A 16,629-nucleotide genomic window follows, 5' to 3' on the forward strand; every position below is an offset into this window, starting at 1 on the left:
CGATAAAAACGGCGCTGGCCGTTAGACCATTCGAAGCGCCGGGTTGCTCGGGGGAACTGGCTGGACCCACTGGCCAGCGTTGGTCAACACCACACAAGACAGGTTGCCCACGACTGCTCCTCCGCGGCCTTGGATCTCGTACTTGATGATGTTGGTGCGGTTGGCGGCCGGCAGATGCCAGCCGCTCTTGATGACGTCACGCTGAACCTTTGTGCCAAGCTCATGGGCCTTGTCTTCGCCCTTAGTCGACGCAGCAAAGTCTCGGAAGATCCGCGGTGAAACCAGCGCCATCCCTTGAGGCACAAAGTGGACAGCTGCTCCAGCTTCGTTGAATTTGATCGTGCGCTGCACCAGGCCTTGCTGGACCCACTCCATGAACTCCAGCGCAAGTTGGCTTGGCTCTGCAGGCGGCTTTCCCTCTGTCCCAGGGATTGCTGGAAGCTCTTGCATCAGCAGCACAGGTTGGGGCTCACCGGTGCCGGCGGTCCCCGTTGCCGATCTCGGCATCACCTGTGGCAGATCATCCAGGTCAGCGACCAGGCTGCGCAGCTCCCTGCTCACCCGCATAGGCGGTTGGCTGTGCTGGGCTGGTTTGGCTTCAGGCACTGTGTGCTTTTGAAGTGCTTCAGCTCGGGACGCTGCAGGTTCTGGCGCAGCTGCGCCAGATTCCTGTAAAAGGGTGGACGACCGCTCGGCCTCACGCACCATGCCCTGAGCAGGCTTTGTGCCTGCGCCAGTTTCCTGTGATTGCGCCGGAAGCGCAGTGACCCCTGCAGCCTTGTGTGACGGCTTCTTGGCGGTGCGCCCTCTTCCCAGTGCTGCCGCACTGTCGAACTCGCTCAGAAATTGGGGGTCATCGATCAGGTAAGCATCCTCACCTGCAGCATGCTGATCACTGGATGGCCCTTGCTCTGGGGCAGCTTTATCTGGTTGTCCACGACTTGGCGTGCCTTGTAATCCGGCCTGGGCCTGGGTAGACAGAGCTGGGGCAGTTTCCTGTTCAGTGTGTGAAGTTGCAGCAGGTTTGTCCGGAGCGTGCGGTTTCTTGCTTGCAGTTTCTGGCGCAGACTTAATTCCACTTGCTCCAGGCTTTTTGACTGCAGGCTTGTTGAACGCTGGCTGCCGCATGACTGCGGCCATGACTGGATCAGCTACTGGCTTCTTGGGAACAACTGGCGCAGTTTCTAGACGGTTGCCGTGGGCATCTGGCGCAGCATCTATGACTTCTGGCCCAGGCTCTGCAGCAGTCGATGAGCTCGTTGCCCCATCCACTGGCGCAGATTGAGGAATGGACAAGATTGGCGCAGCTTCAGCCCTATCAACGACTGCATCAGCCTTACGTTTGTCCAGCACCACCAGCTGGCCACGCATAGCTGGCGGATATTGGCTCTCTGAGGAGAAAACCTTGGCCAGCGGAAACCTGAGCATGGCCAACTGGTGCACGTAGGCGCCCTGCTCACCTTGCTCGTTGCCCTGGATCTCCACATACCAAATGGCTTGGCCGGTCGAGGGGTTGAGATCCACCACCCCATATTCCTGCCAAGTGTCAAACAGCCGGTCGTTCTTGGCTTCCCCAGGTATGGCCTCATCTGGCTCATGGGTCTTGATCCAGTCGCGCACAAGGTCAGCCAGGCGCTTGGCCACAAACCATACTGCGCCTTCAAACACCCATCCCACTGCACCAGTGCGATTGAGCGGCAACGATGTACCAGCGCGCAGCATGCTGCTGATAGCCTGCATCAGCAGATCGATCAGTGGGACAGCCCTTGCAGATGCAAAACGTGCTCTGTTGCCACTCGCGAGAGCACGTTTTGTGGACAGTTGGTCAGCTCGTCTGACGATCTTGGCGACCAAGCTGTCTTTGTCCTGGCCGCTGAGATATTTCTGCAGTACGTCGAGGGCTTCGGGCTGGCCGGCCAGGAATGACAATGCTGATTGCGGCGCAATGCTAGGCAGCAACAGTTGCGCCAATTTCGCGTGCGCACTGTAGTCACGCTGGCTTTTAGGTGCAAAGCCCACCATGTACTCTGGCAGCTGCCTGCCACTGGTGATTTGCGCCAGGCTTCCAGATCCTGCATTCCACCGCAGCGAATCAGCCATGCCATCACAGCGCCATTGGATCCTCAGATCAGTCATTGGCTTTGCAATGTCGTGCAGCAGCGCCGCAAAAAACACGACGTAGGTCCAGTGATCCCTCTGGTGGTCGATCACCTCGATCGCACTGCCTTCGGGCAGCAGATGAGCGTTTCGATACGTCATTGCTGCCAACACCATTTCGATGGTGTGGCTCAACAGGCCTCCGGCGTGGGCGTGGTGATGTGACTCTGACGCGGGCATCAGCTGCACAAATTCGGCGTAGCGCTCAATTGCTGGCAGCAGGTCTCTTTCCCAAAGGATCTGCGATTGTCGGGACTGCCGGTAAATTTCCTTGAGCGCCTTGCTGGCTTGCACCAGTGTCAGCAAATCATCCGCTTTGAGCACACGTAGCCATTCGCTTTGGGTGCCGGCCACGATGGGGAATTTGATCGCAGGCTCAACAGGCTCTGCAACTGGCGCAGGCTCTTGCGGCCGTGCCCTCCCCCACGGAATCATGCCAAGGATCTTGGAGGCAATGCTCATTTCAAACCTGCCCCATCAGCAATGCAGTAGCGCTTCCTGCTGCAAGCATTGGATTGCCGTGCGCCGGCGTCCACGTTGCAACTGTTTCACCTTCCTGGCCTTCTTCTAAAAAACTGAGCCAGTTCTGATGTAGCGGGTTCCAGTAGATCCGCGGCTTTGCCCCCTCACCCCTGCTCCAGGCACTATGCATGTGCACAAATTCCAGGCTCAAGATGGACGAGACGATCATGGGCCAGTCTCCAGTCCGCGCAGGACTTGAGGCAGGCAATGCTGCTCGGAACTGCAGGAGCACCTGGCGCACGCATTGCACTGGATCCTGGTACTCCTCAAGGTGCTGTTCCAGGCCCTCGAAGCGGCCCAGCCACTGCAGCAGCGTCGTGGTCTTGCTGGCCAGGCCCAGCACAAACATCGCCTGAACGATGGCAAAGACTGCGCAGCCACGGTCCATAGGATCGCGGCCCAGGTAGGGGTCTCCTCGTTTTCAGTGCAATAAGTGACGGTACGAAAAGCTAGCACTGGCGCGGAGGTGGTGTTGGTAGATCGTTGATTTCATTGACTTTCCTGTTCACTTTCAAATCTGCGATTCGTGGCGTCAAACCGTGGTCGGTTTCATCCATTGGTGCCAGTTATCGATGCATTTGGCCGCGAAGGCAGGATTTGGTCAGCATAGCGGTCAACCGGGAAGCGAAACACACCCCGCAAGTTGATGCTCTCCAGCCTGGTGGGCGCAATCTTCCCGATCAGTTCCGGTGGAATGACCTGGCGGCGGTTCGACCAGCGATCCAGGACCGCCTGCATCTGTGAGGTATTCCACGCCATCACGATGTTGGCCATCAGGCTCAACGCATCGGCCACAGCCTGCATTTCATCGACACGTTTGGCCTGCGCCGGGCTGATCCGGCCGGTATAAATGGCGCGCTTGAGGGCGTTAACAGCCTCGCCCCGATTGAGCACCCGGCGCAACTCGTTCCTGAAAGCGTCCTTGACAAAGTAGTCAGCCAAAAACGCCGTACGCAGCAACCGCCCCAATTGCACGCCAGCCTCATAGATTGGATCGCCCTGGGCGGCAGAACCGAACCGCGCAAGAGCTGCCACCGCACTGGCATGTCCGCTCATGACCGAGGCTGCCAGGTGCACCAGACTATCCCAATGCTTTTCGATCAAAGCGACGTCGACATTGGCTTCGCACACCGCAGCGATTTCTGCGGGCACTTTGGTGCCGCGTGGCACAAAGAGGTGGCGCTGTTTGAGTTCCTTCAACCGCGGGCAAAGATCAAAACCAAGCAAACGGGCATGTGACATGGCAAAGTCGGTGTAGCCATGGGTATCCACAGCAAGCTGGCTGGTCTCCAGCTTTTCTTGGCGGATGACACCTTCAATGGCCACGCCCGCCTGGCGCTCATTGAGCACAAAGGGCTGCGCATGGAAGATGCCCCACCGGTCTTTTACATGGGAGTAGATTCCAATGGAAGGTGTGTTGCGCCGAGGATCAAGCCGGGCTTGCCACACCCGTTTGGTGGTCTCCATGCTCATCATGTCAGAAGATGCCAAATCGGACCGCCCCCAGGTGGCGGCAATCGGGTGTCGCTGCATGAATTCCAGCACAGCCTGGCAGGCCTGGCTCAGACGCCGTTCGTCCCGCGCCCAGCGCATGGCCTGGCGAATGCTGGTGGCAGACAATTGCGGAATCATGCGCGCGCATTCGACCGCAGTCAGACTGGTGCCGTGGGCCATGATGCCGGCATAGACCATCAGCAGCTCGTCGGTAGAGCGCGGCTCACGTCCGAGCATGATCCAGCTAAAGCGCACCTGGGCGTCAACGGCCAGAATCACTTCCGGCAATTGAACCTCACCGATGCGGTGATCCAAAGCCGCGCGCAGCTTGGTCACTTCTGGGTCTTCGTCCTCTGCGGGCAATGGCGACAAATGGAGTTCATCATCCACGCGCAGTACGCCACTGCGGGCTGCAGCGGCCACCGCATCGACACCGGCAGTTACTCTGGCCAGCAAAGGCTTCAAGAAAGTGGCAGCCTTGCTGGGTAACGATAGACGGGCATAGTGTTTCTTGGACTCTGCCTGCCAACGCTCGTCCGTGAAGAACAAGCGCGCACGACCCCGAAAGCTCAGGCTGTGCTCAATCCAGACCGAGCCATTGCGCACCGCGCGGCGCAGGGCAAACAGGGTGGCCACCTCCAACGCCTGAAACGCCCGTTCCCGGTCTGGGCTGGAGATCGAAACCTGCCAGATCATTCCCAGACTTGGTGCCACCACTTCAACTGGCAGCTTTCTGGATCCTTTGAGATATAAAGCTTGCAGCTTGGCAAGGTACTCGATGGCAGGATGCTCGCCGGTGGCCTGCCAGGGCAGCTTTGCAATGGCGACGAGCAACGACCGCACGGGGCGAATTCCATCAATCAATCCCTCGCGGACCAGGGAGGCCCTGCTCGGTGGTTTGCGTTTCTGGGTTTCGGTGATCAAGGCTTCAAGACGGGCACGCAACTCAGCATCTGGCACCGCACCTTGCGCGCTCAAGGCAACAAGTTCGCCGAGCAGCGTTTTGTACATTGCGGCCCAATTGACGGTAGCGGGGACATCGGCGGCAGCCTGACGCCACAGATCGGCGATCCGGCGCTGCACCATAAGGATCAACTGGTCTGTGGTGGTGAACAGGCAATACCGAAGAAAGCATGCGACCTCCACGGTGCGCGCTGGCTCTTTGATCTTGGCTCCGGCTGAGGGCGGCCTGGAGACAAGTCGGCGCGCGTAGCGGCGCAAGATGAGATCGGGGATGTCTGCCAGGTGCTTATGAACGTCCAGCGTGTAAAGCAGGTCGATGCGCTCCAGTACCTCGCTGATTTGGCGGGTTGAGTGTTTCGCCGGTGCAGCCCATAGCCAACTCTGCTGGGTTTGTCCATCTGGGCGCAGCTCTGAAACTGAGGCTCGCCAGCGATCAAGTGTTGCTGGATCAACGCTGGCGGCGATGGCGGTGCCTGTTTCAACTTCAAGCTGGGCAAGTGCCGCCGCAATCAGTGTCCGAATTGCCCGCTCGTGCACGATCACCAGCTTGTTCTTGTACAGCCATTGACGCGCCCGCACGAGTAGCTGATCGCGGTCGGCGCAGCGCGCCACTTCGTCGCGCAGTTCACGTACCAGTGAGCGGCGCTGGTGCTCGCTCATCCACTGGAATCCAAGGACCGTGCAGGCTACTTGTTGGTGATCGAATAGCGTGCGCCCGCGTTCATACATGGCTCTCAGCGAGGCGACTTCTGGTGCTGCAATGCCAAGCTCGTTGCCAAGGTGGCGCCACAAGGCTACTGGAATTACCCGAAAGGCACCGAGCAAACGCCCACTCATGCGCAGGAAACCAATATGGAGCGCCAGACCAAGCTTGTGGGAATCACCTCGGCGTGCATTGATTGCGTCGCGCTCGGCACCATCGAAGGTGAAAAATGCCTTCATCTCGAAGTCGCTGATATCGCGGGGGAGCCCACGCATCCCCAAAAACGTTGTGTGCCAACCCTGCATCGTGAACCTCAAAAGTGGGAGGCCACCATACCCGTTTACAAAGCGAACAGGAAAGTCAATGAAATCAACGGTCTACCCAGACCACCCCCGCGCCAGTGCTAGCTTTGCGTACCGTCACTTATTGCACTGAAAACGAGGAGACCCCGAAGGAAGCCAGCTATCTTCTGGCGTAAGGCCAGTACAAGCGGTGTATTCACTAACGTAGTTTTTCAACTGCTCTGGTATAGCCTTAGCCAAATTTCGTGTAGCGATGTAGCGAAGTCCTGGCTCAGGTTCAATTGAAGAAAATCCATTGATGCGGCTCTCTGTGATACAGAAGTTTATTTCCTTCAAGTAATTAACTTCTGGATGCCGCATCTGCTGACGCTTCACGTTCTGCATCCCCCTGAACGACGTAGCGCCGTCGTTTTCGAAGAATTTATTGAGCTCATTGATATCTGAAAATTGCCGATCTGTTCGCTCATTGCGACTGGCACCTGACTTCATTTCTACTATGACAGGGTCTGGCCCAGCTAATGCACAGATGTCACCATGACGAATCACATTGGTAACGTCAGCAAGAACGACCGGCACTTCCATCTTGATGCCCAGCCGTACAGCCTTCCATTCCAACCTAAATCCGGTTTTCCCGGTTAGAAATCCAGCTGTTTCCTTGATTTTATAGTTCCTATCGAAGTACAGGTGCTTTAAGGAATATTTGCACTGATATACAAAGGCGATTCCATCCCCAAAGCAGCGCCATATAAACATTTCCCAGCGTATTTTATCCAACAACACGGGCGACTTGCTGAGGCGCTTCTTCAGCTCTTTTGCTTGCTCCTTTGGTGGTCGCTTAGTTTTCAATTCTTCACGCATGCTTGCTACTGCACCCTTTATACGCTTTGATCTCCGCTCAAGCCGCGTTATTTGGCGAATCAAATGCTGCTGTAGCGCCAAGACCAAATCAAGTCGACTTCTATCTTCGCGGATTGTGTGCAGCAGCAATGCTGCTTTGATCAAATCGGTTGTGAGCCTTGCATTCATGCCCGCACTTTACCCTCGTAGCGGTATTTATCGCCTATCGGAATAGATGTGACCTGTGCCGTGTTCATGGCGCTGCCCCAACTATCGGTGCTGGCCAGCCTGCGCAAGGGAAGAACAAACAGTCACGACTGCAGATTTACCTGCATTGCTATACTGTATGCATGTACAGCAAACTCGACACACCAGGGAATGCGCTGCCCGTTCAATCGGGGGCGCTATCCGTGCTGATGACTGCATCGAGTGTTCGTGCAGGCTTCCCCTCCCCGGCCGAGGACCACGCAGTCAGCCGATTAAATGTGGCTGACTTGCTGGTGCAACATGAGCAGGCCACCTTCATGATGCGCGTGGGTGGGCCTTCGATGCGTGACTGTGGGATCGAGGACCGTGACCTGGTGCTCGTTGATCGTGCTGTTCGTGCGCGGCATGGCCACATCGTGGTGGCGATCCTGGATGGCGAGCTGACGATCAAAAAGCTCTACTCCGCGCACGGCGTGATGAAGTTGCAAGCCGGCAATGCGATGTTCCCGGACATTCACCCGCGCGAAGGCGAGAGCCTTGAGATTTTTGGTGTGGTGACCTGGTGCCTCAAACGATTGGGCCCATGACATGTTCGCCCTGATTGATGGGAACAACTTCTACTGCAGCTGTGAATCAGCTCTGCGTCCGTCCCTGCGCGGACATCCATTGATCGTGGCCAGCAATAACGATGGTTGCGCGATAGCACGCAATCAAGAAGCAAAAGCCTTGGGCGTCAAGATGGGACAGCCGCTGTTTGAGCTGCGCGACTTGATGCGGCACAAGGGACTGATTGCCCTCAGCGCAAACTTTGAGCTTTACGGCGACATGAGCGACCGCATGATGACCCTGGCCGCTGGCCTGGGGCCCGTGCAGGAGATCTACAGTATCGACGAATGCTTCATCGGCGACCTTGCTGGCGTGCCTGAGCTCACGCGCAGGGCCTGGACGATACGGTCCCGCATCGAGCGCTGGATTGGCATCCAAACATGCGTCGGTCTTGCTCCGACAAAGACTCTCGCCAAGCTCTGCAATCACATCGCAAAAGAATCAGAGCGCAAGCCTGGCTCATACCCAGCACACCTGGCACGAGTGTGCAACTGGCAGGAGTGCAGCGCATCTGAGCGCCGCGATTTGCTGCAGCGTACGCCGGCGGGCGAAGTCTGGGGCATCGGCCGACGCATCGCTGCCCAGCTTGCTGAGGCAGGCTACGTCACGGCATGGGAGGTAGCGAACATGCCGGCAGAGCAGGCTCGAAGTGCCTGGTCTGTTGTCCTTGAACGCACAGTGCGCGAGCTGCAAGGAATCAGCTGCATCTCGCTGGAACAGGCTCCACCGCCAAAGAAGCAGATTGCTGTAACGCGCAGCTTCGGTCACCCAATAACTACCCTCCCCCCACTTGTCGAGGCCGTGAGCGAATTCGCAAGCAAAGGGGCGGAGAAGCTGCGCAGATCGGGCCTGCGTGCAGGCGCGGCCATGGTGTTTGTCCGCACCTCCCCATTTCGGCCTGGCCCCAAGTTCTACCGCACCACAGTCACGCAATTGCAGCCACCTACAGCTGATACAAGCCAAGTCGTCAATGCCGCCCTACGAGGGCTCAAGAGCATCTATGCGCCTGGTTTCCAGCTTGCCAAGGCGGGGGTACTGCTGCTTGATCTTGCGCCGGTAGCTCACGAACAATTGGAGCTTCTGCAGGAGCAACCGCGAGATCAAAGCACGCTCATGGAAGCTATCGATCGGATCAACTCTCGGTATGGAAGGGGCGCTATACACGTCGCCAGCACCGGCATGGAACACCAGGACGATGCCGGCTGGCGAATGAAGCAGGAGATGCGTACGCCGCGCTGCACTACAAGGCTTGATGAAATCCCGATTGTGCGGGCGTGATGTTGATAGGATGAATGGCTGGCCAAAGCCCAGCAGTACGACCTTTCACACGAAACTATGGCGGGAAATTCCTTGAGCGACACGAAAACGGTGCAGATCATTCCAGCAAACGACTGGTTTTTCATTCATGCGGGCGACAAGAAGCCAACAGTGCACGTCATTGCAGCTTGGGCGCTTAAAGATGACGGTACAACCGTTGGTTTGATTGGCGGAGTCCAAACTGGTCCAGGGACCGTATGCCCTGGCAACAGGCTGGTGGGTGTTCCTCCGGTTCTTGGCACTTACAAGCACTTGCGAGATCTGTCGCAAGCAGAGCGTGAAGCCCTTGAATCGACAAGCTGACACCTAGTCAATCAGCATGAAAAAGCCCCTGTACCTTGCGGTCACAGGGGCTTTCAGTTTTAAGCAGCCATCAGCTCTCTGGCCAGAGCCATCTCGATGCTCTCCCCTTCACTGTCGTTCAGCACATCCAGGCCGCTTTCCGGCATATCGCCAGAGGTGGACTGGGACACTGCGATCTTCTTGCCCATCAGTTTGAGACAAGCTATCTGGCTGGTGCCCGCATAGCCAAGGAAGATCACCCGCACCTCTTGCTTCTGGCCAATGCGCCAAGAGCGCCTGGCCGCCTGCTGCACGGTGTAGACGTTGAAGCCCGACTGCATGAACACGATGGTGGGAAAGTCCAGCAGATCCAGGCCTGTTTTCACGAGCTCGGGATTGGTGATCAGCACGTCGATGCCACGCTCGACCTGGTCGGCGACCCAGTCTTCACGCTTTGCGGCATCTACTGTGGCGCGCAGCACACCTACTTTGAACCCGCGGGCCTCCAGCAAGGCTTTGAGCCGTGCCGTCGTGTCCCGCGTGCCGGTGTAGACCGAATAGACCAGGGTCTTGCGGCCGAGGGCTTTTTCGTCAGCACATAGCTCGATCAGCTTGGCTTCCTTCGGGGTGCAGTCTGCATCTCCGAACAAAGCCGGCTGCAGGTGCAGGACTTCTTTGCTGCGAGGATGCCGAACCGTTTCTGAGCGGAAGCAGCAGTCTGGCCAGGCCAGCAACACGTTCATCACGACACCCAACAAAGTGCTGTCCTTCATGGCCAGCGCTTGCTTGAGGATGCTCACCAGACGCAGAGACATGTTGAGGTAGGCCTGGGCCTGTTCCTCTTCCATGTCCACTTCAATGAAGGTCTCATCGTAGTTTGGCAACACCTTCTGGCCGATGTCGCGCAGTTTGAGGAACACGGTGATCGGCAAGACATAGCGCAGGATCCCTACTGGCCCGAAGCCCGGCGCTTTGCTGGTGCGAACCGTCAAGCTCTTGCCTTTGGCCGTGCGATGGGACGAAGCTGCAGACTCTTTGTAAACATCCTTCAGGACCCCATGCTCACGCATGAAAGCCATGGTGGCTCCCGCCATCGATCCGGTCTTGGACGGCTTAAAGCCGTCCTCGATCATCACGGTGGGGTTCATACGCCACAGCAGGTGGAACAAATCGTCGGCATAGCCACCCATGAGCGTGCCGGTCAGCAGCAGCACCTTGCGGCACTGGCTGGCCAGCACACCCATGGCCTGGCCCTGAGCGGAGCCCTCGTTTTTGTACTCGTGGCCCTCATCCACCACCAGCAGTCCAAAGTAATCCTTGGGCAGATAGCGTTTGATGAACTCGGTGGGCTGGTAGCCCCCCTGCCCGATGGAAAACTCAAACGAGGCAAGCGAGCGCTCCATGCGTTTGGCCTGGCGGTCGCTGAACACCAGATCCCCGTTCTCGTCCATCAGGTTCACGAACTCGTAGACGTTGTCCTCCAGCATCGCGGCCAGGGTCTTCTCACCAAAAGTGTTGAGTAGGCGTTTCGCAGTCGTTGGGCCAATGGTTGGCAACTGCTGCAGCGCGCCCAGCACCAGGTCATACATCGAGTTGATAGGCTTGCCACTGCGTATCAGCGTCCACATGCTGGATCCACAGTGCTGGCACTTGCGCCGGCGGTCAGAGAGCATCGTGTGGGCAAGCTCGACTGACACCGGTAGTGTTTCTCCATCCTCGGCCGAAGATTCCATCGGTCGCATGCAGTCTGGGCAGCAAGCGACATTGAAGCGCTGCCCGCCGACGACAAGCCTGCGTGCGATGAATGATGGTTTCCAGTGGAATCCCATGCGCATGCGCACACGGCCAAGCACAAAGAACTCAGGCACATCCGATCTGAGCCCCAGCCGCTCACGCAGGCTCAGGAGCTTGCGCAGGGTGTCCGGTCCGTTGAGAACCCAGACCCGGGCATGGGGAACGGTTTCGAGGATCTCGCGCCGCCACTTGTAGACCAAGTGCGGCGGAGAGATGACAAGCGTGCGTGGATGGCTTTGCTGCATGACTGCGGCCGCGCAGATAGCCATCATGGTTTTGCCAGTGCCCATCTCAGCATTCAGCACTGCTGCAGGCTCATCCCTGTCCACCAGCAGCTTCACAACCGCCTGTACGGCCTCTGCTTGCTGCTCGAAGGGCTTTCTTTTGAGAGTGCCTAGGATCTGCTGGCGTTGGTGCCAGACAGGGGTTTGATGGTCCAGGCTCTGCTGATAGACAGGAGGATGTTGCATCCGAACTTGCTCAAGCAGGCCTTGGCCAAATTCCCGGATGAAATCTCCCAAGGGAATTGTTTCGCCGGCAACGTTGTCCAGGTACTGATCGCTCTGCTCCAGGGTGGCTTCAGGCGCGGCCGCAGGCATGCCGGTGGGCACAACGTCGCTGACCGCAGGTGTGGTTGTTTCGATGACTTGCATTGTTTTGAAAATGAAAAAAGCGCACTGGTCCTAGAACCAGTGCGCAGGTTGAAAAATGCCGGGTAGGTGCCCGGCTTTGTGTGATGAAGTCGCTTAGGCCAGAAGCGCGCTATCGCGCACCGACTGGCTGACAAAGCGCAGGAAGTGGTCGGAGATACTCACGCGCACAGCGCTGACACTGCCGATACGTGGGTACCGACCGCGCCCAAGCTCACTGATCGCGCCTTGGTCATGACACCAGGCCATCAACGGAGCACGCCATGCGTCCAGCAAAGCCACGGGCGAGAGGGTTTTGACCATCTCCCAGGTGCGCAGCTCAAGTGCTTCTCGGTCCTCATCTAGGTCAACGATCCAGGCAATGCGATTGACCTTGTCGATCTCCTGCAGGCGCTTGTCGTAGATCCACAGGTGGCTGAGTGGCCCGAACACGTTTTGCAGGGGCAGCCGACCCGAGTGCTTTCCAAGCCTGTCGACCGCACCGGCATACACGTGCTGACGTTGGCCTTGCACATTGACCAGGTGGAAGTCCGTAATGCCGCCTTCTTGCTTGCCCAGCTCCAGGGCGGAGATGAACTGCATAGCGGAGGCGTCACGGCCGTAAAACGAAAGAAAGACCAAGTCACCCTCCTCGTTCTGGATGCATGCATCAGCCCACAGATCCGCAAAGCCTTCAATGCGATGTAAACGTCCTGCTTCAGGCATTGGCAGCAGCCTGAGCTTCATAGCGGGCCTGAATCGCCAGCTGACTCTCAGTCAGCTGGACAAAGCCGCGTGTGTAGTTGGTATTCATGGAGTGCTCTCTTTCATTCAAGTTGAAATGGACGGAGCACTCCCTTTGCGGGGGGCCCCGCAAGGGTGGTTTGATAGGTGCCAGCGCCCGGGTGGGCGTGATGTGCTCGCATGGCTCAGCGCATCTAGATACCGTCTGCAGATGGCTCAAACGGTTTCCCATAGCCTGACAGCTGCGCTGATGGCTATGGGAAACCGGCTAATGCCGGTTTGGGGTTAAAGAATCATGATGGGTCTGCCGGCACCCATACCCACGCACTCACGAAGGAGCCATTTCTACCTGGCGCAACAATTGGCTCGTCATCAATCTCACAGTTTTCGTCTGCGTACATCTCACGAGCCCGTGCAATCACTTCTGCACCTTCACGCCGGCACGTCCGCATGGCATCCAGGGTGCGGCCGAGTTGCTGAACAGTTGCGGCCAGGCCTGGGCCTGTCCAGCAGTCAACGACCTGTCTCGCATCGGATTCAATGTCCAGCCACACAATGAACGTCCTTGGCTGTCTGTGCGTTGTAGTGCGCTGCGATCTCACTGTGCAATTCGGGCAATCGCTCAACACAGGAATCGTGCTGTGCTTTCACCAAGTCTGCAGTCACACGACCAGGGCTGCTGACCGCTACTTTTTTGTAGAAGTCACCCAAACCACCGGTGCTGACAGCAAGCGTGTATTTGCCAGCTCGTAAGGTACGAACAGTCGCTGTAGTGGACAGAACGCCGTCCGGCCATTGACTTGTCGAGATCAACAGGCTGCGCCGGGAATCAAGTTGCACCACCGTGCTTGCCTGATGACCGAAGCGGTCCCGAAAGTATCGAGTTTTCATGCATAGCTTTCTGAAAGCGGTGCACGTTCCCCTGCGGGAGTGCCCCGCATGGGTTGGAAATGTGCCAAGGTCACAACGACCTGGTGCGCTCAAATGGCTCAGAGCACCTTGAATCCGTTTTCTTTAAGTCAAACGGTTTCCCATAGCCTGGCAGCAGCGCTGGTGGCTATGGGAAACCGGCTAACGCCGGTTTGAGGTTTCAATAGTCATGCCCTGACACCGAGGGTATCAAGGGCATGAGCGAGGTTGTCAGCGACTAGGCCGCGAGCTCTCTGGTCAGATGGCGTCATGTGCTGACCAGTGGTAAGCAAGACGTTTTCAAGACTGGCGGATGCGTCCCAGGCCATGTCAAGTGCTTGCAGAAGGACAGGAATACGCTGAGGTAGCTCAGAAAGCAACTCCAGCATCACTGCATCGCAGACACAAGCTCCCGAGGCATCTAGTTCTGCAATCCTCTTCAGCAGCTCTAACGTGTTCATCATCGCTCCTCGAGCGTGCTGAATCGATAGATCCGGGTGACACTGCAATCCCACATAGTTTCCACAGCAACGAGCAAGCCGTTAACAGGAAATAGCGACATCAACAGTCCTGAAGCCTTGGGAAGAATCCAGGCAAGCTCAGGGCTAAGCTCGCCCCAGTCACATGCTGAGTGTCGTTTTAGAAGAACATCAATATCGATCTTGCCCTGCAGGGCGCGATCAACAACAGTAGTTCCGAGGCGGAACACAGGTGTCAGTTCAGCAGTTGCCGCAACTTGGCGGTCCATGGTTTGACTTTCCATGTCACTACTCCGTTGTGTTGCGGGGCGACCTCCCCCCATAGGGCGTAGTCGCCCCAGGGGGTTGATAAATTGAATGTGCTCAGCTCTTGAGAAAGTACTCGCCGTACTGCTTCGCCAGCTTTGCGTTAATTTCCTGTGCCGTACCGACCCAGGCAGATCCGTTCAAACCTGGTGAATCGAGATCCTTGGGATCAGCGACAGCCACCTTGGCTGCATACCAGCGCAATGCCTCGATCACAAAGGCTTGGGCCAGCGCACCGTAGCGGCTGAACTCCATGACTTCGGTGACAAGCTCCACGTTGGTCATGCGTTCAGCCGTACTGGTTGACTTCACGCGGTCCTGATCAGATGAGCAGAAAGCCTCGACCTCTTCAGGAGTGAAACGCGCCACAAAAACAGGTTCCTGTAGGCATCGCCACTCGTGCATCAGCATCTGACTATCAAAGGCAGTTGAATCAGCTTCTGAGGCATCTTCAATGCTTTCGTTCTCTTCGACGTAACACAGCGTGCCCCACATGAGGAAGACGACGCCGTGCCCATTGTGGTAGCCGGTGCCGGCAGGCTTGTCTGCAAGAGCAGCTTTCGCTGCCGCCACATATTCCCGGTACGTTGAAAATGGCTGAGATACGGGATCGCGATCAGAGCAATTGGTTGGGGCTAAATCAGTCATGGTTATCTCCATGTGATGGGGACAACCAGCCGGTGGGCGTGGTGCCCTCCGGGGTTTAAAAAAATGCTGTTCAAGCAATCTTGACGATCTGGCCGAGCCGGTGGTCCGGGGTCAGCTCAATCGCGTTGATAACTGGAACAAAGCGGTCGAGCATGACTGTGGTCTGACTCGCGTTGCCCTTGTCGTCGACGTCAATCGAGACTTGGCGCTCTTTGCGTTTGAAGGTGTCACCTTTGATGAGAAAGGTTCTCCCCCCTGCAGATCTGATCTTGCCGACGACCTGGCCAGCAGCCAGTGCAAGGGCAAGGTGCCAGGGCGTCAGGTCACGCAGCGGTGGCCGGCATGCCCCACGACTTTGTGCAAAGTGCCCCTGCAGGCCAGCCCACAGGGTCATGTGCTGGTACTTGCGCAGCTCGTCGCGCAGCTGCTCCTCATCGATGCGTACAGCATGAAAGTCCAGCTCCTGATCGACCTGCGCAGCAGGCACCACGTAGGGAGCTTCTTCCCATGACTCTGGAAGCATCAGCGCGCCCTCTTGCGAGGCCTGCGCTTCGATCAGGAACTGCTGTGCGCCTTTGGGGGCATACACGGGCTTGCAACGAGTACCGACGATGACGCACTGCTTGAACTGACGCTCTGGCGCCATGAACACACGCAGGTTTTGAAAGTTGCGTACCAGGTAGCTGCGGATTTCTTCGTCCAGAGCGTAGTGCGGCACGATGTAAACCAGAACCCCGCCGTAGGCAAGGTATGGCACTGTCTTGCGCAGGAACGTCCGCTCCAGGCGTTCAGCTTTCTCAGCATCGGCGTGCAGCTCTCGCTGGCTTGCTTTATCCGAGACACCGTGCCCGTATGGTGGATTGAGGAACAGCAGCCCCATGCTGCGTGGCTTCACGACCGCATCATGGATGTCGGTGTGCAGCACACGATCGAGCAATTTCTTGGCGTGCCAGGCACGCTCAGCGTCAAGCTCAATGCCCAAGGCCTCGGTCGTCGCAGTCACGCCCTCATCCTTTTGATCGGCCAGCATATGGCGGAGGTCAGCAATAGCTGTTCCCTCGCCGCAGCAGGGATCGATCATGCGGACAAGACCGGTAGGTGGCAGTTTGAGCATTTGCCCAATGCGTTGCAGCGTCACCTCGTCGGTCGGGAAGTAACCTGCTTTGATGAAATTGCGCGCCAGGCGGGAAAAAATCAGGGCCATGGCATTGTCCAGTCAATAAAAAAGCCAGCTCTGCAGAGGCAGAGACTGGCTTGGTTGGAAGCGGAAAATTCCGCGGCTTAGGGATGCAATTTCTGCGTCCACTCGCCGGTGGCCAGCGCAGATTCGGCATCGCCATGCTTGCGGAAATACTCGATAGATTCGCGGCTGAAGGGGCCGTTTTCCGTTTGAGTGCCGATGTAGTAGCCGGCATTGCTTTGCAGGACCTGCAGCGGCAATTTCTTGCCACACTGTCCAGCAAGGTGGCCGAAAGCCATTCCAGCTGTTGGGAGATCATCAGGGTGGATCTGAGCCATAGGAGTCACCTATCAGTCAGTATGCAAATTCAGCAGGATGAACAGCGTCCGAAGTGGTGTTGAGCCATCCGAATGCCTTAGCCATCCCCTCTTGGGTATCCAAACCAATAAACGAATCACAACCGTACTCGTCGCAACCCCACAAACCGTGCTCATCGAGATGAACTGATCGGCCCAGGGGATGCTTGACTCTCCGGTGCAATCGAAGGTGG

The 16,629-nt window shown here is 57.3% G+C and carries 15 protein-coding genes; 3 read left to right on the top strand and 12 right to left on the bottom strand.

The genetic code is table 11. The annotated features are described in order from the left end of the window. Positions 1–21: 21 nt before the first annotated feature. The 4 genes from mobH to KW830_RS04450 all read right to left on the bottom strand — a co-directional run bounded on the left by mobH (position 22) and on the right by KW830_RS04450 (position 7,167). Positions 22–2,619, bottom strand: a complete 2,598-nt coding sequence (mobH, locus tag KW830_RS04435; protein WP_218332263.1) for a MobH family relaxase — start codon at positions 2,617–2,619, stop codon at positions 22–24. 1 nt (position 2,620) lies between these two features. Continuing rightward, positions 2,621–3,067 carry a hypothetical protein gene (locus tag KW830_RS04440; RefSeq protein ID WP_218332264.1) on the bottom strand — a complete coding sequence of 149 codons (447 nt, stop codon included), beginning with the start codon at positions 3,065–3,067 and terminating at the stop codon, positions 2,621–2,623. Positions 3,068–3,228: 161 nt separating this feature from the next. Next, the gene (locus tag KW830_RS04445; RefSeq protein ID WP_003049965.1) at positions 3,229–6,144 is read right to left on the bottom strand and encodes a Tn3-like element IS1071 family transposase; all 2,916 of its coding nucleotides are present in this window, start codon (positions 6,142–6,144) and stop codon (positions 3,229–3,231) included. A 114-nt stretch (positions 6,145–6,258) separates the two neighbouring features. Further along, on the bottom strand, positions 6,259–7,167 hold the full coding sequence (locus KW830_RS04450; protein ID WP_218332265.1) for a hypothetical protein: 909 nt from the start codon (positions 7,165–7,167) through the stop codon (positions 6,259–6,261). A gap of 161 nt (positions 7,168–7,328) precedes the next feature. On the opposite strand from KW830_RS04450, the gene KW830_RS04455 reads away from it, so the two are divergent. The 3 genes from KW830_RS04455 (at position 7,329) to KW830_RS04465 (ending at position 9,411) form a co-directional block, all read left to right on the top strand. Beyond that, positions 7,329–7,772, top strand: coding sequence for a LexA family transcriptional regulator (locus tag KW830_RS04455; protein WP_218332266.1), 444 nt, complete (start codon positions 7,329–7,331; stop codon positions 7,770–7,772). A 1-nt stretch (position 7,773) separates the two neighbouring features. Beyond that, positions 7,774–9,069: a Y-family DNA polymerase gene (locus KW830_RS04460; RefSeq protein WP_218332267.1), complete on the top strand. Its 1,296-nt coding sequence runs from the start codon at positions 7,774–7,776 to the stop codon at positions 9,067–9,069. 72 nt (positions 9,070–9,141) lie between these two features. Then, positions 9,142–9,411: a hypothetical protein gene (locus KW830_RS04465; RefSeq protein ID WP_218332268.1), complete on the top strand. Its 270-nt coding sequence runs from the start codon at positions 9,142–9,144 to the stop codon at positions 9,409–9,411. A 59-nt stretch (positions 9,412–9,470) separates the two neighbouring features. Here the strand turns inward: KW830_RS04465 and KW830_RS04470 are convergent, their stop codons facing one another. The 8 genes from KW830_RS04470 to KW830_RS04505 form a co-directional block, all read right to left on the bottom strand. Then, positions 9,471–11,783, bottom strand: a complete 2,313-nt coding sequence (locus KW830_RS04470) for a DEAD/DEAH box helicase (RefSeq protein ID WP_218332625.1) — start codon at positions 11,781–11,783, stop codon at positions 9,471–9,473. 147 nt (positions 11,784–11,930) lie between these two features. Then, complete coding sequence (locus KW830_RS04475) at positions 11,931–12,560, bottom strand: hypothetical protein (protein ID WP_255578072.1); 630 nt, start codon at positions 12,558–12,560, stop codon at positions 11,931–11,933. A gap of 534 nt (positions 12,561–13,094) precedes the next feature. Further along, complete coding sequence (locus tag KW830_RS04480; RefSeq protein WP_218332269.1) at positions 13,095–13,448, bottom strand: hypothetical protein; 354 nt, start codon at positions 13,446–13,448, stop codon at positions 13,095–13,097. Between the two features lie 206 nt (positions 13,449–13,654). After that, positions 13,655–13,927, bottom strand: a complete 273-nt coding sequence (locus KW830_RS04485) for a hypothetical protein (RefSeq protein WP_218332270.1) — start codon at positions 13,925–13,927, stop codon at positions 13,655–13,657. Then, entirely contained in the window at positions 13,927–14,229 is a 303-nt protein-coding gene (locus tag KW830_RS04490) for a hypothetical protein (RefSeq protein WP_218332271.1), read from the bottom strand. Before KW830_RS04490 ends, KW830_RS04485 begins: the two co-directional genes overlap by 1 nt. A 79-nt stretch (positions 14,230–14,308) precedes the next feature. Beyond that, positions 14,309–14,899, bottom strand: a complete 591-nt coding sequence (locus KW830_RS21255) for a hypothetical protein (RefSeq protein ID WP_255578073.1) — start codon at positions 14,897–14,899, stop codon at positions 14,309–14,311. Between the two features lie 70 nt (positions 14,900–14,969). Continuing rightward, positions 14,970–16,103, bottom strand: coding sequence for a DUF6094 domain-containing protein (locus KW830_RS04500; RefSeq protein WP_218332272.1), 1,134 nt, complete (start codon positions 16,101–16,103; stop codon positions 14,970–14,972). Between the two features lie 77 nt (positions 16,104–16,180). Next, positions 16,181–16,378, bottom strand: a complete 198-nt coding sequence (locus tag KW830_RS04505) for a hypothetical protein (protein WP_192333436.1) — start codon at positions 16,376–16,378, stop codon at positions 16,181–16,183. Positions 16,379–16,629 lie beyond the last annotated feature (251 nt).

Origin of the sequence: Comamonas sp. CMM03 (assembly GCF_019218715.1) — a bacterium.
Taxonomy (GTDB): Bacteria; Pseudomonadota; Gammaproteobacteria; order Burkholderiales; family Burkholderiaceae_C; genus Comamonas; species Comamonas terrigena.